This window comes from Aliiglaciecola sp. (assembly GCF_039982535.1).
GTDB lineage: Bacteria > Pseudomonadota > Gammaproteobacteria > Enterobacterales > Alteromonadaceae > Aliiglaciecola.
In genome coordinates, this window is sequence record NZ_JBDWYG010000031.1 from 35,286 (window position 1) to 53,534 (window position 18,249).

At 40.1% G+C, this 18,249-nt stretch carries 15 protein-coding genes; 9 read left to right on the top strand and 6 right to left on the bottom strand.

The window, feature by feature from the left end; translation table 11 throughout:
* Positions 1 to 7 precede the first annotated feature (7 nt).
* The 5 genes from yfaE to ubiG all read right to left on the bottom strand — a co-directional run bounded on the left by yfaE (position 8) and on the right by ubiG (position 5,702).
* Positions 8 to 277, bottom strand: coding sequence for a class I ribonucleotide reductase maintenance protein YfaE (yfaE, locus tag ABJV04_RS06790; protein WP_348490555.1), 270 nt, complete (start codon positions 275 to 277; stop codon positions 8 to 10).
* Positions 277 to 1,407, bottom strand: coding sequence for a class Ia ribonucleoside-diphosphate reductase subunit beta (gene nrdB / locus ABJV04_RS06795; RefSeq protein ID WP_348490556.1), 1,131 nt, complete (start codon positions 1,405 to 1,407; stop codon positions 277 to 279). The genes yfaE and nrdB overlap by 1 nt, the downstream gene beginning before the upstream one ends.
* A gap of 68 nt (positions 1,408 to 1,475) precedes the next feature.
* Positions 1,476 to 3,797, bottom strand: a complete 2,322-nt coding sequence (gene nrdA / locus ABJV04_RS06800) for a class 1a ribonucleoside-diphosphate reductase subunit alpha (RefSeq protein WP_348490557.1) — start codon at positions 3,795 to 3,797, stop codon at positions 1,476 to 1,478.
* 502 nt (positions 3,798 to 4,299) lie between these two features.
* Positions 4,300 to 4,986: an HAD-IA family hydrolase gene (locus ABJV04_RS06805; protein ID WP_348490558.1), complete on the bottom strand. Its 687-nt coding sequence runs from the start codon at positions 4,984 to 4,986 to the stop codon at positions 4,300 to 4,302.
* Between the two features lie 2 nt (positions 4,987 to 4,988).
* Entirely contained in the window at positions 4,989 to 5,702 is a 714-nt protein-coding gene (gene ubiG / locus ABJV04_RS06810) for a bifunctional 2-polyprenyl-6-hydroxyphenol methylase/3-demethylubiquinol 3-O-methyltransferase UbiG (protein WP_348490559.1), read from the bottom strand.
* A 262-nt stretch (positions 5,703 to 5,964) separates the two neighbouring features.
* Here ubiG and gyrA point away from each other — a divergent pair, with 262 nt between their 5' ends.
* The 8 genes from gyrA to pyrF all read left to right on the top strand — a co-directional run bounded on the left by gyrA (position 5,965) and on the right by pyrF (position 16,404).
* Positions 5,965 to 8,655, top strand: a complete 2,691-nt coding sequence (gyrA, locus tag ABJV04_RS06815; protein ID WP_348490560.1) for a DNA topoisomerase (ATP-hydrolyzing) subunit A — start codon at positions 5,965 to 5,967, stop codon at positions 8,653 to 8,655.
* A 78-nt stretch (positions 8,656 to 8,733) separates the two neighbouring features.
* Positions 8,734 to 9,819, top strand: coding sequence for a 3-phosphoserine/phosphohydroxythreonine transaminase (gene serC, locus ABJV04_RS06820; protein ID WP_348490561.1), 1,086 nt, complete (start codon positions 8,734 to 8,736; stop codon positions 9,817 to 9,819).
* Positions 9,820 to 9,822: 3 nt separating this feature from the next.
* Positions 9,823 to 11,103 carry a 3-phosphoshikimate 1-carboxyvinyltransferase gene (gene aroA / locus ABJV04_RS06825; RefSeq protein WP_348490562.1) on the top strand — a complete coding sequence of 427 codons (1,281 nt, stop codon included), beginning with the start codon at positions 9,823 to 9,825 and terminating at the stop codon, positions 11,101 to 11,103.
* Between the two features lie 185 nt (positions 11,104 to 11,288).
* A complete protein-coding gene (cmk, locus tag ABJV04_RS06830; protein ID WP_348490563.1) occupies positions 11,289 to 11,978 on the top strand; it encodes a (d)CMP kinase in 690 nt (229 codons plus the stop codon).
* A gap of 103 nt (positions 11,979 to 12,081) precedes the next feature.
* Positions 12,082 to 13,758, top strand: a complete 1,677-nt coding sequence (gene rpsA / locus ABJV04_RS06835) for a 30S ribosomal protein S1 (protein WP_303472214.1) — start codon at positions 12,082 to 12,084, stop codon at positions 13,756 to 13,758.
* An 81-nt stretch (positions 13,759 to 13,839) separates the two neighbouring features.
* Positions 13,840 to 14,130: an integration host factor subunit beta gene (gene ihfB, locus ABJV04_RS06840; protein WP_348490565.1), complete on the top strand. Its 291-nt coding sequence runs from the start codon at positions 13,840 to 13,842 to the stop codon at positions 14,128 to 14,130.
* A gap of 401 nt (positions 14,131 to 14,531) precedes the next feature.
* The gene (gene lapB, locus ABJV04_RS06845; protein ID WP_348490566.1) at positions 14,532 to 15,701 is read left to right on the top strand and encodes a lipopolysaccharide assembly protein LapB; all 1,170 of its coding nucleotides are present in this window, start codon (positions 14,532 to 14,534) and stop codon (positions 15,699 to 15,701) included.
* A gap of 7 nt (positions 15,702 to 15,708) precedes the next feature.
* Positions 15,709 to 16,404 carry an orotidine-5'-phosphate decarboxylase gene (gene pyrF, locus ABJV04_RS06850; protein ID WP_348490568.1) on the top strand — a complete coding sequence of 232 codons (696 nt, stop codon included), beginning with the start codon at positions 15,709 to 15,711 and terminating at the stop codon, positions 16,402 to 16,404.
* A 70-nt stretch (positions 16,405 to 16,474) separates the two neighbouring features.
* Here the strand turns inward: pyrF and ald are convergent, their stop codons facing one another.
* Positions 16,475 to 17,605 carry an alanine dehydrogenase gene (gene ald / locus ABJV04_RS06855; protein WP_348490569.1) on the bottom strand — a complete coding sequence of 377 codons (1,131 nt, stop codon included), beginning with the start codon at positions 17,603 to 17,605 and terminating at the stop codon, positions 16,475 to 16,477.
* A gap of 129 nt (positions 17,606 to 17,734) precedes the next feature.
* Between ald and lrp the strand changes: the two genes are divergently transcribed.
* Entirely contained in the window at positions 17,735 to 18,220 is a 486-nt protein-coding gene (lrp, locus tag ABJV04_RS06860; RefSeq protein WP_348490571.1) for a leucine-responsive transcriptional regulator Lrp, read from the top strand.
* The last annotated feature ends 29 nt before the right edge of the window (positions 18,221 to 18,249 follow it).

The following is an 18,249-nucleotide window of genomic DNA, read 5'->3' on the forward strand; positions in this document are numbered from 1 at the left end:
CGTGTTGCTAGACTAATTTAATTTCGATATCGCCAAGGGCGATACAGCAGCAAGGCAGGAATTCATCATCATCTATGTAGGCTAGGGGGTCAGTCGTGTAATCTACCTCACCACATATAAGCTTACTTCTACATGCTCCGCAGAAACCCTCGCGGCAATGATAATGCACTTCTACATTTTGTTGCTCTAAGCTCTCTAGAATAGTGTCTGAAGTATTGGTAGTAATAGGTTTGTGATCACCTTGGATGGTGATCACAAATTGTTTCTTTTGACTCATTAAAGATCGAAGTCGTCAAAGTCACCCGCATTTACTTCTGAGTCAATTTGACCCACTAAATAAGAACTTATTTCAGATTCTTGCGGTGCAACCTGAACGTTGTCTGAGTTTAAGTAGTTGTTCATCCAAGGGAGAGGATTGCTGGTGATATCAAAAGGTTGGCCCATACCAATGGCAGACATACGGTGGTTGGCAATGTACTCAACATATTGACAGAGTATTTCTTCATTTAAGCCAATCATTGAGCCTTGTGCAAACAAATAACCGGCCCATTGTTTTTCTTGCTCAACTGCTTGCATAAAGATGGCTTTTGCTTCGTCTTTTAACTCTTCAGCAATCTCTGCCATCTCGGGATCATCTTTGCCTTTTTGCCAAAGGTTGATAATGTGTTGAGTGGAGGTTAAATGAAGGTTTTCATCACGAGCAATCAAGCGAATTATCTTAGAATTTCCTTCCATTAATTCACGCTCTGCAAACGCAAAGGTACAAGCAAAAGAAACGTAAAAACGAATCGCTTCCAATGCATTCACTGAGTTCATGCAAAGATACAGCTTTTTCTTTAATTCTCGCATGTTCACGGTATGTGCAATACCGTCGACTGTATGAACGCCTTCACCTTGGGTTTGCCAAAGTTGTGTATAAAAGATCAAGTCGTCGTAGTATTTTGAAATATCACCTGCACGCTGTTTGATTTGTTCGTTCACCACAATGTCGTCAAAAATTGCACTGGGATCAGTGAATAAATTGCGCAGAATGTGAGTATATGAGCGAGAATGTATAGTTTCAAAAAATGACCAAGTTTCAGTCCAAGTCTCTAATTCAGGTAATGAAATTATCGGCAAAAAAGCGATATTAGGGCTTCTTCCTTGCACTGAATCTAGCAATGTTTGATATTTCAAATTAGAAATAAAAATATGCTTTTCAGAGTCACTTAAAGATTGAAAATCAACGCGATCTTTACTGACGTCAACTTCTTCTGGACGCCAGAAAAAACTAATTTGTTTTTCAATTAGCTTTTCAAAAATACTGTGTTTTTGTTGATCATAGCGAGCAACATTCACTGGATTGCCGAAAAACATAGGTTCCAATAGAGGATTCGTTGGTTTTTGATTAAAAGTGGTATATTTCATTTACCGTCAGTACTCTGTGAGGTTTAACACTAGGCGGCGCATAATGCGCCACCAAACTTGGTTTTTGTCTATATCTTACATGCACCACCGGCACAATCGTCATCTTCTTCAATGACAACTTCTTGCGCCAATGGGGTAGCGGTTTCTTTCTTTAACTCAAGTTGAGATGTATCCGAAGCGCCATCTCGAGTGTTGTGATAATACAAAGTTTTGATACCTAGTTTATAGGTGGTCAGCAAGTCTTTTAACAACAACTTCATAGGCACTTTTCCACCTTCATATTTACCAGGATCGTAACTGGTGTTGGCAGAAATTGTTTGATCGATAAATTTTTGCATGATGGCGCATAATTGCAAGTAACCATCGTTAGAGTTGATATCCCATAACAATTCGTATTGCTCTTTCAATCGCTCGTATTCAGGTACTACTTGTTTCAAAACACCATCTTTAGATGATTTAACGCTTATGTGTCCACGCGGTGGTTCAATTCCGTTTGTGGCATTGGATATCTGCGATGATGTTTCAGAAGGCATCAAGGCTGATAAGGTACTGTTACGCAGTCCGTGTTCAACAATCTCTTTACGCAAGGTTTCCCAGTCGTAATGAAGGGGTTCATTACATACTTTGTCCAAATCCTTTTTATAGGTATCAATGGGCAATATACCTTGAGAATAAGTGGTTTCATTAAACTTAGGACAAGCACCTTTCTCTTTTGCCAAGTTATTTGACGCTTTGAGAAGATAATATTGCATGGCTTCAAAAGTTCTATGAATTAGCGCGTTTCCACTGCCATCCGAATACTTCTTACCGTTTTTAGCTAAATAGTAAGCGAAGTTAATAACGCCTATTCCTAGCGTTCTTCTGTCGATTGAAGCGCGATATGCTGCTGGAACAGGGTAATCTTGATAATCTAACAAGCTGTCCAATGCGCGAACTGCTAAGTCAGCCATTTCTTCAAATTCGTCAAGGCTTTCAATTGCACCTAAGTTGAACGCTGACAATGTACAAAGGGCGATTTCGCCGTTTTCATCGTTAATGTGCTGCAAAGGCTTGGTAGGTAACGCGATTTCTAGACATAAATTACTTTGTCTAACTGGCGCTACTTTAGGGTCGAATGGACTGTGAGTATTACAGTGATCTACATTTTGTAGATAAATACGACCAGTACTTGCGCGTTCTTGCATAAATAAGCTAAATAGCTCAACTGCTTTAATTTTCTTCTTACGAATAGAGTCGTCTTGTTCGTACTTAACATACAATGCTTCAAATTCATCTTGATCAGCAAAGAAGGCATCATAAAGTCCAGGTACGTCTGAAGGACTGAATAGGGTAATGTGCTGATCCTTGATCATTCGTGTGTACATGAGTTTATTAAACTGCACACCATAGTCGAGGTGACGAACTCGGTTTTCTTCAACACCACGGTTATTTTTGAGTACTAATAAAGACTCAACTTCTAAATGCCAGGCTGGATAAAACAAGGTTGCAGCACCACCACGAACGCCACCTTGTGAACAACTTTTCACTGCAGTTTGGAAGTATTTGTAAAACGGGATACAACCTGTGTGATAGGCTTCACCACCTCGAATTTCACTACCTAGGGCACGAATACGGCCCGCATTCACACCGATACCAGCTCGTTGGCTTACGTATTTAACGATGGCACTTGCGGTAGCGTTAATCGAATCTAAACTGTCCCCAGCTTCAATTAATACACAAGAACTAAATTGACGGGTAGGGGTTCTAACGCCAGACATAATGGGTGTCGGCAACGAAATTTTGAATAGCGAAGCTGCATCATAAAAACGTTTTACATAATCTAAACGCGTGTCTTTGGGATAATTTGCAAACAAACAAGCGGCAACCAAAATATACAAAAATTGAGCGCTTTCGTAGATTTCACCGGTTACACGGTTTTGAACTAAATATTTGCCTTCCAATTGTTTCACTGCGGCATAACTAAAATTCATGTCACGCCAATGATCCATATATTGATCTAGTTCATTAAGTTCTTGTTCTGAATAGTCTTCTAAAATGTGTTCGTCGTATTTTCCTTTGGCAACCATGTTTTTAACATGAGTAACTAACGCCGGCGGTTCGAATTGACCGTAGGCTTTTTTACGCAAGTGGAAAACGGCTAGACGAGCAGCTAAATATTGATAGTCTGGAGTGTCTGTTGAAATTAAATCAGCAGCTGATTTGATTAATGTCTCGTGAATATCTTCGGTTTTAATACCATCATAAAACTGAATATGAGCTTTGATTTCAACTTGAGAAACAGAGACGTTTTTTAATCCCTTCGCAGCCCAAGTTATGACTTTGTGAATTTTGTCCAAGTTTAAGACTTCACGTTCACCATCGCGTTTCGTGACATTTAGAGAGTTATTCATGTATTTGATAGCCGTATAAATAATTAGCGCCGAATGTTCTGAGAAATAAATTTAACGAACACATTATATTTTTTATTAACTTTTTAAATTAATGATGTAGTTTTCTGTCCACACTTATGCGAGTAAATTAATCGCTTTCAACAGCGTTTACTTGTTATTGTTTTTTGAGTAGTTAGAAAAAGTGTGACCAGCACAAGATAGAGGTGTTTGCTTCCGTTTGCAACCCAATATCTGGTGGTTTTATCACCAATAAAACTGAACCAAATGGTAGGTTAGTGTTGACTAACTTAGAAGGGGTATTGTTGAACGAGTTAAGCTGATTGCAAGCTTATTTTTTATTAAATTTTAAAGTTAAATTATTTTTGTAGGTTGAAATCAATTTTTATAATATCACGATATATAGTGTTAAAAATGTTCACAATCACTATATCTGGTATTCTTTATGCTTCCTATCCTCTATTTATGACAAAGCTTTGAAGTATAAATTTGATGAATTGTTGTATCACTTAATATGGCACAACTGAGCAAAATCATTGATGGAATAGTCTGCCTTCCAATGGCTAACTTCTTCAGCATCTTTGATGTAACCATAAAGGGCGGCAACACTTACCATGTTTGCGTTTTGCGCCGCTTCGATATCTCGCTTTGCATCTCCTACATACAAGGTATTTTCAGGTGGCAGCGCAAGTATTCTTGCCGCTTCTAATAATGGCATCGGGTGAGGTTTACGTTTAATGTAAGTATCGCCACTAATAATTACCCCACAGTTTTCCATAATGGGAAAGTGGGTAAGTAACTGAGTCGTTAAAAAGCCGGGTTTGTTAGTCACAATGCCCCATGGAATCGAATGTTGATTTAGATGGCTTAAGGTATCTTCCACTCCGTCAAAGCAGGTTGTATCGACACAGACATTTTGTTCATAGTGATCAAGTAGCATTTGTCTGCAACTGAGTAATTTTTGTTCCGATAAATTGTCATAGTCATCTGCGAACCCCAATTTTAATAACCCTAAAGCGCCATCTGAAGCAACACATCGATATTCATCGTATTGACATAGTGGTCGCTTATAATGGGCTAGTACGTGATTTAAGGCATTCCCTAAATCCGCAGCTGTATCCAATAAAGTGCCGTCCAAATCAAACAACACACCGGCAAACTTGTTATTAAATAATGGGGGAGTTGAGCTCATATTTATCCTTCACTTTTCTGGCAATGAACTATGTAGTTAACATCCACATTTTGTTCAGACAAATAATACTGTTTAGATAACGGATTCAAATGTAACCCTGTCATATGCTGGGGAATCAAATCTGTATTGTCTACCCATGATAACAATTCAGCAGGTTGTATAAACTTTTCATATTCATGGGTACCTTTGGGCACCAAATTTAAAATCTTCTCTGCCCCAACTATGGCCATTAAGTAAGATTTCAAATTTCTATTGAGTGTTGAGAAAAATACATGACCACCAGGTTTTACCAATGCCGCGCAAGCTTGCACTATAGAGGCAGGATCTGGAACGTGTTCTAACATTTCTAAGCAGGTGACAATATCAAATTGATTAGCGTGCTGAGCGGCCATTTGTTCTGCGGTAATTTGTTGATAGTTAACTTTAACACCAGATTCCAAACCATGAAGACGTGCTACCTCCAGTGATTCTGAAGCCATATCAATACCTGTGACATGACCACCTTGTTTGGCTAAGTATTCAGATAAGATACCGCCACCACATCCAACATCAATGATGTTTTTATCAAACACACCCTCGGTGCGCTGCTGAATATAGTCTCCTCGAAGGGGGTTAATTTCGTGTAAGGGTTTAAATTCACCTTCCAAATCCCACCACCTAGACGCTAAAGCTGCAAATTTGTTTATTTCTGCTGCGTCTACGTTTTGATTGGTCATTGTTTGCTCCTTATTTTCGCTATTTACTATTATAAGCAGTCATTAATTTAGATAACCAGACCTTTATACCCGAAGATATGCTAAAAAATTGTTTGATTGCACACTATATAAGCGAATCACGGCTATTTATTTTGTTTTCTCAGTGGTAGAATCCACAGTCGATTTAGAACCCACTATAACTATAAGTGAAGTCGAACTTTTAAAACTGACTTGACCAGTTTAATCAGTAGATTCAGAAAATAATTTAGGGACAAGGCTGTATATGACAGACAATGCCAACGAAATTCTCCCCATTAATATAGAGGAAGAACTTAAAAATTCTTACCTCGATTATGCAATGAGTGTCATTGTTGGACGCGCACTACCTGATGTTCGTGACGGATTAAAACCCGTTCACCGTCGTGTATTGTTCGCCATGAATGAGTTGAAAAACGATTATAACAAACCATACAAAAAATCTGCTCGTGTTGTAGGTGACGTAATTGGTAAATATCACCCCCACGGTGATACCGCAGTGTACGACACTATCGTTCGTATGGCGCAGCCATTTTCTTTGCGATATATGCTTGTTGACGGCCAAGGTAACTTTGGTTCTGTTGATGGTGACTCCGCAGCGGCAATGCGTTATACCGAAGTTCGCATGGCTAAAATTGCCCATGAACTTCTAGCTGATCTAGAAAAAGAAACGGTTGATTTTGTGCCTAACTATGACGGCACAGAACATATTCCAGATGTATTACCTACGCGTGTTCCTAACTTGTTAGTGAATGGTTCATCAGGTATTGCCGTAGGTATGGCAACCAATATTCCCCCACATAATTTAACCGAAGTTGTAAACGGCTGTATCGCGTTAATCGATAATCCCGATATGACTATCGAAGAAATTATGCAGCATATTCCAGGTCCTGATTTCCCAACAGCTGCATTAATTAGTGGACGCAAGGGTATTGATGATGCTTACCGCACTGGGCGTGGTAAAATCTACATGCGTGCTCGTGCTGAAATCGAAACTGAAGATAGTGGTAAAGAAACCATTATTGTTCACGAGATCCCTTACCAAGTTAACAAAGCAAGACTGATTGAAAAGATTGCTGAACTGGTAAAAGAAAAGAAAATTGAAGGTGTTTCTGCACTGCGTGATGAGTCTGACAAAGACGGTATGCGTATTGTTGTTGAAGTAAAACGCAACGAGTCAGCAGAAGTACTATTAAACCACTTGTATGCTCAAACACAATTGCAAACTGTGTTTGGTATCAACATGGTTGCCCTCGATAATAATCAACCTCGCGTATTTAATCTAAAAGATATTTTAGAAGCCTTTGTGCTGCATCGCCGAGAAGTGGTTACCCGTCGTACTGTTTACGAGCTGAAAAAAGCCCGTGACCGTGCTCATATCCTTGAAGGTTTAGCTATTGCGTTGGTTAATATCGATGAAATTATCGAGTTGATCAAAGCATCGCAAAGCCCTAGTGATGCTAAGGCCTCATTAGTGGCGCGCGGCTGGGCACTAGGTGATGTTGCTGAAATGCTAGCTCGTGCTGGTGATGACGCGGCTCGTCCAGATTGGCTTGAACCGCAATACGGTATCTCTGAAGGCGAATATTTCTTAACTGAACAGCAAGCACAAGCGATTCTAGATTTACGTTTACATAAACTAACTGGTTTAGAACACGATAAAATCTTAGCTGAATACAAAGAACTGTTAGACGTTATTGCTGAATTGTTACTTATCTTATCAAGCTCTGAACGTTTGATGGAAGTGATTAGAGAAGAGCTTGAATTAATTCGCGATGAATATGGCGATGTAAGACGCACAGAAATTACTGCGGCAACACACGACATCGACATGGAAGATTTAATTGAACGTGAAGATGTCGTTGTAACATTGTCTCGTGAAGGTTATGTGAAGTATCAGAAGCTTTCTGACTACGAAGCGCAACGACGTGGTGGTAAAGGTAAGTCAGCAACCAAAATGAAGAATGAAGACTTCATTGAAAAATTATTGGTCGCCAATACCCACGATCACATTTTGTGTTTCTCTACACGAGGCCGCTTATATTGGTTGAAAGTGTATCAACTACCATTTGCCAGCCGTAATGCACGTGGACGTCCAATCGTGAATATTCTTCCTCTTGAAGAAGGCGAACGAATCACAGCAATTTTACCTATTCAAGAATTTGAAGACGATAAATTTGTGTTGATGGCGACGGCAAACGGAACTGTTAAAAAGACTGCTCTATCGCAATACTCACGTCCTCGTTCAAACGGCATTATTGCTGTGAACTTAAATGAAGGTGACGAGTTGATTGGTGTAGATATTACCGATGGCGAAAGCGACATTATGTTGTTCTCAGATGCAGGTAAGGTCGTTCGCTTTAACGAAAAACAACGTGACTCAGAAACCGGTGAAGTAAAACGCGACCCAGAGACGGGTGAAGAGCTATTGGCGTTACGTCCTATGGGCAGAACGGCTACCGGTGTTAGAGGGATTCGTTTACAAGACGGTCAAAAAGTGGTTTCACTTATCGTACCTAAAGGTGACGGTGCTATCTTAACTGCAACGGAAAATGGTTTCGGTAAACGTACACCTATTGCCGATTACCCAGCTAAGAGTCGTGCTACCCAAGGTGTTGTATCTATTAAAGTATCAGAGCGTAATGGTGCGGTAGTTGGTGCAGTACAAGTGTTCGAAGGTCAAGAAATTATGTTGATCAGTGACCAAGGTACTTTGGTAAGAACACGAGTAGATGAAGTTTCCACCGTGGGTCGAAATACCCAAGGTGTAAGATTGATCCGCACAGGTACAGACGAACATGTGGTGGGATTACAAAAAATTGAAGAGATTGAAACAGAAGATTTAGAGCTATTAGAAGGCGAAGATGTTGTTGAAGCTGAACAAGCGGAAGTGGCAGATGATGATGCTGGACAAGTTGACTCTGACCCTACTGAATAAATCTTAAACGCTAGTTTTTAATCATACTTAAAACGAGTGGCTTATTCCGCTCGTTTTTTTTCGGGAGAAAATCAAATTATGGCAGTTACTTATAATTTCAGTGCAGGTCCGGCGATGTTACCGACTGATGTTATGTTGAAAGCACAACAAGAGTTTATCAATTGGCAAGGTCAAGGGTGCTCGGTGATGGAAATGAGCCATCGCAGCAAAGCTTATATTGAGGTTGCTGAGCGTGCTACTCATAATTTGCGAAAGCTATTAGCGGTTCCCGATGATTATCAAGTACTGTTTACCCACGGTGGTGGAAGAGGGCAGTTCTCTGCTGTGCCATTGAACCTTTCTGCTGCTGGCGATCATGCCGATCACCTAGTCACCGGATCTTGGTCTAAAGGTGCAGTAAATGAAGCAAATAACTACTTAACCGCAGATGTGGTTGGTGGTATCGATGTGGTTGACGGCATTACTCAAGTTCAGCCGCAAAGCCAATGGAATTTAAATGATAAAGCCGCTTATTTTCATTATTGTCCAAACGAAACCGTAGAAGGCATTGAAATAAACGAGGTACCCGATACCCAAGGTGTGCCTATTGTTGCCGATATGTCATCTAATATTTTGTCTAAACAAATCGATGTCAATAACTACGCAGTTATTTACGGCGGTGCACAAAAGAACATTGGTCCATCAGGATTGTCAGTGGTCATTGTGCATAACAGCATGTTAGATAAAGCTCGAATCGAAACGCCTTCTATTCTGAATTACAGCCTGATTGCCAAACATGACTCTATGTATAACACACCGCCAACATTTGCTTGGTATTTAGCAGGTTTGGTGTTTGAGTGGTTGCTTGATTTAGGCGGTGTTGCTGAGATTGAAAAACGTAACAAAGAAAAGTCTGATTTGTTGTATCAGGCTATTGATAACAACGATTTTTATTCCAATAGTGTGGCGGTTCAAAACCGTTCTCGGATGAATGTGCCATTTCATTTAGCAGACACAAAGTTAGACGCTTTGTTTTTACAAGAATCAGAAGCTGCTGGTTTAAAAGCGTTAAAAGGTCACCGAATTGTCGGTGGTATGCGTGCCAGTATTTATAACGCAATGCCTATCGACGGGGTTAAAGCTTTAACCGAGTTTATGAATGATTTTGCTAAAAGGAATGGATAAAAGATGCAACAACTAAGACTTGAACCCATTTCTAAAGTACAAGGTACAGTCAATGTACCAGGTTCAAAGAGTTTATCTAATCGAGCACTGCTTTTAGCTGCTTTAGCGCAAGGTGAAACAACACTGACCAACTTGCTGGATAGTGATGATATTCGACATATGTTGGATGCGTTGAGTTTATTAGGCGTTTCCTATGAACTTAGCGAAGATAAAACCCAGTGCGTAGTTAAAGGTAACAATGGTGTATTCAATACCGACAGCAAAATAGAGATGTTTTTAGGCAATGCCGGTACGGCCATGCGTCCTTTATGTGCGGCATTGGCTGCTTCAAATGGCGAATACGTATTAACTGGCGAGCCTCGGATGGAAGAGCGACCAATCGGTGCGTTGGTCGATGCTTTAGGGCAAGCTGGAGCGGAAATCAGCTATTTGAAGAACGATGGTTATCCACCTTTGAATATTAAAGGCAAAGCCCTATCAGGTGGAAAAATCCAAGTTGATGGTAGTGTTTCAAGTCAGTTTTTAACTGCTGTTCTAATGGCTGCTCCATTATTTTCTGCTGATAGTGAGATTGAAATAATCGGCGAGTTGGTGTCTAAACCTTATATTGATATCACCTTAGATACTATGGCCAAGTTTGGTGTCACCGTCGAAAACAATGAGTATCAAAGTTTTAAAATAACCGGTAAGCAAACTTATCAGTCTCCGGGCACGTTCTTAGTTGAAGGGGATGCGTCATCCGCATCGTACTTTTTAGCCGCCGGTGCGATTAAAGGTGGAACAGTAAAGGTCACTGGTGTGGGTGCGAAAAGTATTCAAGGTGATATTAAGTTTGCTGACGTATTATCGGCAATGGGCGCAAAAGTGACTTGGGGTGATGATTATATCGAAGTCACAGGAGCACCATTGACCGCCATTGATATGGATATGAATCATATTCCAGATGCAGCTATGACAATTGCAACTACAGCATTGTTTGCCTCTGGGACAACCAAAATGACTAATATTTATAACTGGCGCGTAAAAGAAACCGACCGTTTAGCGGCTATGGCCACTGAGTTACGTAAATTAGGCGCAACGGTTAATGAGGGACATGACTTTATTGAAGTTACGGCGCCTGCACAATTGCAAGAAGCGGAAATTGATACTTACAATGATCACCGTGTCGCCATGTGCTTTTCGTTGGTGGCATTAAGTGATACTGCTGTAGTAATTAATGATCCTGCTTGCACCGCGAAAACCTTTCCCGATTATTTTGAGCGATTTGCTAGCATCAGCAGCTAACGTTTATTCGTTCTACTAATTAGAGATGGTTAATACCATCTCTTTTTTTATGCCTACAAGTAAATATATGGTTAAAATTACACTCTAAATCAAGCCTTTAAGCGCTAATTAGATAGCTTGCATTGCTTAAGTTTCGTTAACGAGTATAATTCCGCCCGATTTTTTAATACAGCTCAGGAGAGCACATGCAAGTATCACCCGTCATCACCATCGATGGTCCTAGCGGTGCAGGAAAGGGAACATTGAGTGCATTATTGGCAAAATCATTGGGTTGGAATTTTCTGGACAGTGGTGCGATTTATCGGGTTTTAGCCATAGCTGCTATTCACCATCAAATTGAAGCCGATGATGAAGATGCGCTATTACCCTTAGCCAGTAGCTTAGATGTTAATTTTACAACCTCAGACAGTGGTAGTAAAATTATCCTTGAAGGCGAGGATGTAACTTACGAAATTCGTACCGAAGAAGTTGGCAGTATTGCTTCACAAATAGCATCTTTGCCACGAATTCGCGAAGCATTATTAAGACGCCAACGGGCTTTTCGTGAAGAACCTGGATTAGTAGCTGATGGTCGCGATATGGGAACCGTAGTATTTCCTAATGCAGAAGCCAAGATTTTCCTTACAGCCAGCGCAGAAGAAAGGGCGCAGAGGCGATACAATCAGTTGAAAGATAAGGGGCATGATGTTAATATTGCGCGCCTTTTGACCGACATCAAGGCCAGAGACGATAGAGATGCTAACCGAAGTGTGGCTCCTTTAGTACCTGCTGATGACGCATTAGTACTTGATTCTACCAATATGAATGTAGAGCAAGTCCTTGAAAAGGTTAAAGAATTCGTTGGTTCAAAACTTAGTGTCCAATGCGCTCTTTAATTGCTCTACCCGCCAGATAAAGGATTAAACTGGTTTTGAATAACAACCCCACGTTAATTGGATTTTTCGTGGATACACTTAAAAGTAACTATTAAAGTAATCTATGACTGAAAATTTTGCTGATCTATTTGAAGAAAGTTTAAAAGAACTTGAAACACGTCCTGGTGCCATCGTTAAAGGTACTATCGTATCAATTGATAAAGACATAGTTCTTGTTGATGCAGGTCTTAAATCTGAAAGCGCAATTCCCGTTGAGCAGTTCAAAAACGCTGAAGGCGTGCTTGAAGTAGCTATTGGCGACCAAGTAGATGTTGCTCTAGACGCGGTTGAAGACGGTTTTGGTGAGACTATTCTTTCCAGAGAAAAAGCTAAGCGTCATGAAGCTTGGGTTGAACTGGAAAAAGCTTACGAAGAAAAAGAAACCATCATTGGTGTAATTAATGGCAAAGTCAAAGGTGGCTTTACTGTTGAAGTGAATACAGTGCGTGCATTCTTGCCTGGTTCATTGGTTGATGTTCGCCCAGTTCGCGACACAACTCACCTTGAAGGCAAAGAATTAGAATTTAAAGTTATCAAGTTAGACGCTAAACGTAATAACGTTGTTGTCTCTCGTCGTGCTGTTATCGAAGCTGAAAGCAGTGCAGAACGTGATCAAATACTTGCTAACCTTGAAGAAGGCCATGAAGTTAAAGGTATCGTTAAGAACCTTACTGACTACGGTGCATTCGTTGACCTAGGCGGTGTAGACGGTCTACTTCACATTACCGATATGGCTTGGAAACGCGTTAAGCACCCAAGTGAAATCGTTAACGTTGGTGACGAAATTAACGTTAAAGTATTGAAGTTCGATAAAGAGAAATCACGTGTTTCTCTTGGTATGAAGCAAATGGGCAGCGATCCTTGGCAAGAAATTGCTAACCGTTATCCTGAAGGTTCTAAATTATCTGGTGCGGTTACTAACCTTACTGACTACGGTTGTTTCGTTGAAATCGAAGACGGTGTTGAAGGATTGGTTCACGTTTCTGAAATGGATTGGACTAACAAAAACATCCACCCATCTAAGGTTGTTAACCTAGGTGATGTTGTTGAAGTTATGGTTCTTGAAATTGACGAAGAACGTCGTCGTATCTCTCTAGGTCTTAAGCAATGTAAAGCTAATCCTTGGGAAGAGTTTGCTAAGTCTCACGAGAAGAACGATAAAGTTAGCGGTAAGATCAAATCTATCACTGACTTCGGTATCTTCATCGGTCTTGACGGTGGCATCGACGGTCTAGTTCACTTATCTGACATTTCTTGGAACAAGACTGGCGAAGACGCTGTTCGTGAATACAAGAAAGGTGATGAAATCTCAGCTGTGGTACTTCAAGTTGACCCAGAGCGCGAGCGTATTTCACTAGGTGTTAAACAGATTGAAGAAGACCCGTTCAATAAGTATCTGACAGATAACAAGAAAGGTGCTATCGTTACTGGTAAGGTTACCGCTGTAGACGCTAAAGGTGTTACGGTTAACTTGGCAGAAGAAGTAGATGGTTACGTTCGAGTTGGTGATTTGACTGTTGAACGTTTAGAAGATGCTTCTGAAGTTGTTAACGTTGGTGATGATCTTGAAGCCAAATTTATGGGTGTAGATCGTAAGAACCGCGTTGTTAACTTGTCAGTTAAAGCGAAAGACCAAGCAGACGAAAAAGAAGCTATCGAAAAAGTAAATCAACAGCCAGATGATGCTGGATTTGCTAACGCGATGGCTGAAGCATTCAAAGCTGCTAAAGGCGAAGAATAAAGCTAATATCAGGCACTTGAACTAAAGTGCCTGTTTGTCAGTCTCATCGGTATAGTATTTTTTGAGTAACGGAGATTTCCAATGACTAAATCTGAACTTATTGAAAGACTTGCCGATAAAGCTCGTCACGTTCCTGCTAAGGATGTTGAGTCTGCAATTAAAGAAATGCTAGAGCAAATGGCGCAAACTCTGCAAAAGGGTGAACGCATAGAAATACGTGGCTTTGGTAGTTTTTCATTGCATTTTCGTGCTCCTAGAGTAGGTCGTAATCCTAAAACAGGTGAAACAGTTGAACTTGAGGGCAAATATGTACCTCATTTCAAACCTGGTAAAGAATTGCGTGAACGTGTAAACGAAGGTCTGGCACATTAAGCTTATTTATTTGTAAAAAACGGCACTCTTTTTAGAGTGCCGTTTTTGTTTGGGTGACAAATAGGTCGATAGTTTTGTACTATAACCTCTGCTCGTTTTAATTAGCGTTTTCCCCTAACAATTTGAGGTTTGAGATTGAAAATATTCCTGATCGTTATCATTTTCATTATTATCATGCTGGTAGCATCACTATTAGGTGCAAAAAATGATCAAGCAGTTATGTTTGATTATTTAATGAGCTCGATGGAAATGCGCCTTTCAATTTTATTAATGGCTTTTTTCGCTGCTGGCGTTATTTTCAGTTCGTTGGTTTTTACACTAATTTGGCTTAGGTTGAAATGGCGTATAAACAGGTTACAGAAACGTAACCGTACTACCGACATTGCAAGTAGTTAATCTGGATGCTTGAATTACTTTTTTTACTGCTACCAGTTGCTGCCGGTTATGGTTATGTTATGGGGCGCAATAGCGTTCGACAAGCACAACGAAAACAGTCCAGTATTCTTTCCCGCCATTACTTTAAAGGCTTAAACTTTTTATTATCCGATCAACCAGATAAAGCCGTTGATACCTTAATGAAGATGATGAGTCTTGATAGTGATACTGTTGAAACACATATTGCTATGGGTAATTTTTTCAGACATCGCGGTGAATTAGATCGCGCCATCCGTGTCCATCAAAATTTGGTAAGTAAACAAGAGCTTTCCGAATCTCAAAACAGACAAGCGCTTCGAGAACTGGGCAAAGATTACATGATGGCCGGCTTTTTAGAGCGCGCAGAAAATGCCTTTTTAGAATTATTAGATAGTGATAAACATTTTTTAGACGCTCAACAGCAATTGTTTAGTATCTATCAAACCACTAAAGAGTGGGACCGAGCTATTGAGCTGGGTGAGCGAATGATGGATTGTCATGGTGATAGTGATGAATTATGCGTACGTATTTCACATTTTTATTGTGAACAAGCTTTAAAACTAATTAAAGCAGAGAAGTACGATGAAGCTGAAAAATCCTTGCAAAAAGCAGTATCAGCCTATGAACATGGTGTTCGCCCCTGGTTGATTTTAGGCGACCTTGCCATTCAACAAGCTGAATATCAAAAAGCTTTCGATTATTTGAAAGAAATACCTGTTCGTGATATCACTTGGTTTAGTGAAGCTGTGCCTAAATTAGAAGAGTGTGCAGCGAAATTGGGCAATGATGACCAGTTAGAAGAGGTGTTAGATCTTTACTGGCAGCAATGTGCGACTTCGTATTTAGCCAAGGTAAAACTGTTAGCGAAAAAAGAAAATACTGAAACCGCAGAAACAGTATTGTTCGATCAGTTGAAAAAAACACCGACTATGAAAGGCTTCAAAACTTTGATGGGCTTTTTCATAGAAGATGAAGTGGATGAAAAAACCCGTGAAAGCCTAACAATGGTTAAGGGCTTAGTTGAAGAACAAATAAAAATGCGACCAAAATATCGTTGTTTGAGTTGCGGATTTTCGGGACGTCAAATACATTGGTTGTGTCCATCATGTAAGAAATGGGGTGTGGTAAAACCCATAAAAGGATTAGACGGAGAATAATCGATTTATGAGTGATACAAGAGTCATCGTTGCTTTAGATTTTGATAATCGAGCCAAAGCTTTAAATTTAGTGAGCCAACTAGATAGTGATTTATGCAAACTAAAAGTTGGCAAAGAAATGTTTACCTATTTTGGACCAGAATTTGTTAAGGAGTTGGTGAAAAGGGGATTTGATGTATTTCTAGACCTTAAATTCCATGATATTCCTAATACTGTGGGTAAAGCCTGTTTGGCGGCTGCAGACTTAGGTGTATGGATGTTGAATGTACATGCATCCGGTGGTCCTAAAATGATGGAAAATGCCAAAAATCAATTAGCCACATTGGGTGCTCAGCAGCCGAAATTGATTGCGGTCACCGTACTCACAAGTATGGAGCAAACCCAACTGAGTGCCATTGGTATACAAGACTCTCCAGAACAGCAGGTGTTAAGGCTTGCTAAGTTAACTAAAGATTGTGGCTTAGACGGTGTGGTTTGTTCTGCACAGGAAGCGCCGATTTTACGAAATTCACTAGATAAAGATTTTCTACTAGTGACCCCTGGAATTCGTCCTTTAGGTACCGATAACGGCGATCAGAAAAGGGTTATGACACCGCCAGAGGCTATTTTAGCAGGGGTAAATTATATGGTGATTGGTCGACCTATTACCCAAGCAGCTGATCCATTGCGAGCGCTGTTAGATATTAACCTGTCAGTGGTATAGATTGATTTATTTGAGGTAACAAAAAAGCTGCTTTAAAAGCAGCTTTTTTATTGTTTAAAATGCAGCGGTACTACATTTCTAATGCAGCGCTAGCATCCATATACTCTAGATTAAGTTCTTCACCTAAAGCATCAACAACAGCTTTGTATGTCACTTTGCCTTTATGCACGTTCAAACCATTTAATAAGTGAACATCATCTAGCATAGCTTGTTTAGGACCTTTATTGGCCAACGCTAAACCGAAAGGCAATGTTGCATTATTTAATGCCATTGTAGAGGTTCTAGCGACACCGCCAGGCATATTCGCAACACAGTAATGTACAACGCCATCAACAATGTAAACAGGATCTTGGTGAGTCGTTGCTTTTGAGGTGGCGAAACATCCGCCTTGATCAATCGCGACATCTACCACTACAGAACCTTCTTTCATGTTTGTGATATGTTCACGAGTAAGTAGTTTTGGCGCAGCAGCCCCTGGAATTAATACCGCTCCAACCACTAAATCTGCTTTAGAAGAGTAGTATTCAATCGCATCAATGGTGGAATAAACCGTTTTTACTTGGTTCGCAAAAATATCATCCAGTTCACGTAGACGTGTCAATGAACGATCTAAAATAGTCACATCAGCACCTAGACCAATAGCCATTTTAGCTGCATTCGTTCCTACAACACCGCCACCAATTACTAAAACTTTACCGGGGGCAACACCTGGTACACCACCAAGTAGTGTGCCGCTGCCGCCTTGAGCTTTTTCAAGGTAATGAGCACCAGCTTGCACGGCCATTCTGCCTGCAACTTCACTCATCGGCGCTAATAAAGGCAAACCGTTTCTATTATCTGTAACTGTTTCATAAGCAATACAAGTTGCGCCAGATGCAACTAATAGCTCTGTTTGTACTGGATCAGGAGCAAGGTGTAGATAGGTATATAAAGTTTGTCCTTCACGAAGCATTTTACATTCGTTAGGCTGAGGCTCTTTTACCTTCACAATCATTTCTGCTCGAGCAAAAATCTCTTCTGCAGTATCAACAATCACGCCACCAGCAGCAATATACTGTTCATTATCAAACCCTATTGAAGCACCAGCATTGTTTTCGATCAGTACTTCGTGTCCATGTGTAACAAACTCTTTTGTTGCAGCAGGTGTTAAACCAACACGGTACTCATGATTTTTAATTTCTTTAGGAACTCCAATTAGCATTTTTTAACCCAACCTTTTTATTGTAAGAATAAGTGTGCAGTATATGCGACATTAAAAGAAGTTTTGTCCTGTAATTATTAAATATGCAGTGTATTATATTGCAAAATTGTATTTTAACGGATTTTTATAATGTTGATAAAGACGCCTAAACACCTCGATAGAATCGATCGTAACATTCTGATTGCATTGCAGAAAAATGGCAAAATCTCAAATGTCGATCTGGCAAAATCCGTTGGCTTAAGCGCCAGTCCTTGTTTGGAGCGAGTAAAGCGTCTAGAACAACAAGGATATATTACAGGGTATTATGCGCAAGTCGATCCTGAAAAATTAGGCGCAGCTATGTTAGTGTTTGTAGAAATAACGCTAACTAAAACCAGTGTCGATATTTTTGAAGAATTTTCTGCGGCCGTGCGAAAACATGACGATATTCAAGAATGTCATTTGGTTTCAGGTAATTTTGATTTTCTGCTTAAAGCGCGGGTAGCAGATATGTCCAGTTACCGGAAGTTATTAGGAGATACTTTATTGCGATTACCGGGAGTAAGTGAGTCAAGAACTTACGTAGTTATGGAAGAAGTGAAGCATACTGCTCAAATTAAAATCAATCTGAAGTAAATCACCCTGATTGATAGTGCATTAGCTAG

Coding starts and splice junctions, on each gene's coding strand:
- lrp (WP_348490571.1), top strand. CDS start 17,735: ATGTTGATAAAGACGCCTAAACACCTCGATAGAATCGATCGTAACATT.
- pyrF (WP_348490568.1), top strand. CDS start 15,709: ATGAGTGATACAAGAGTCATCGTTGCTTTAGATTTTGATAATCGAGCC.
- ihfB (WP_348490565.1), top strand. CDS start 13,840: ATGACTAAATCTGAACTTATTGAAAGACTTGCCGATAAAGCTCGTCAC.
- cmk (WP_348490563.1), top strand. CDS start 11,289: ATGCAAGTATCACCCGTCATCACCATCGATGGTCCTAGCGGTGCAGGA.
- ubiG (WP_348490559.1), bottom strand. CDS start 5,702: ATGACCAATCAAAACGTAGACGCAGCAGAAATAAACAAATTTGCAGCT.
- nrdA (WP_348490557.1), bottom strand. CDS start 3,797: ATGAATAACTCTCTAAATGTCACGAAACGCGATGGTGAACGTGAAGTC.
- rpsA (WP_303472214.1), top strand. CDS start 12,082: ATGACTGAAAATTTTGCTGATCTATTTGAAGAAAGTTTAAAAGAACTT.
- ald (WP_348490569.1), bottom strand. CDS start 17,605: ATGCTAATTGGAGTTCCTAAAGAAATTAAAAATCATGAGTACCGTGTT.
- yfaE (WP_348490555.1), bottom strand. CDS start 277: ATGAGTCAAAAGAAACAATTTGTGATCACCATCCAAGGTGATCACAAA.
- gyrA (WP_348490560.1), top strand. CDS start 5,965: ATGACAGACAATGCCAACGAAATTCTCCCCATTAATATAGAGGAAGAA.
- serC (WP_348490561.1), top strand. CDS start 8,734: ATGGCAGTTACTTATAATTTCAGTGCAGGTCCGGCGATGTTACCGACT.
- aroA (WP_348490562.1), top strand. CDS start 9,823: ATGCAACAACTAAGACTTGAACCCATTTCTAAAGTACAAGGTACAGTC.
- nrdB (WP_348490556.1), bottom strand. CDS start 1,407: ATGAAATATACCACTTTTAATCAAAAACCAACGAATCCTCTATTGGAA.
- ABJV04_RS06805 (WP_348490558.1), bottom strand. CDS start 4,986: ATGAGCTCAACTCCCCCATTATTTAATAACAAGTTTGCCGGTGTGTTG.
- lapB (WP_348490566.1), top strand. CDS start 14,532: ATGCTTGAATTACTTTTTTTACTGCTACCAGTTGCTGCCGGTTATGGT.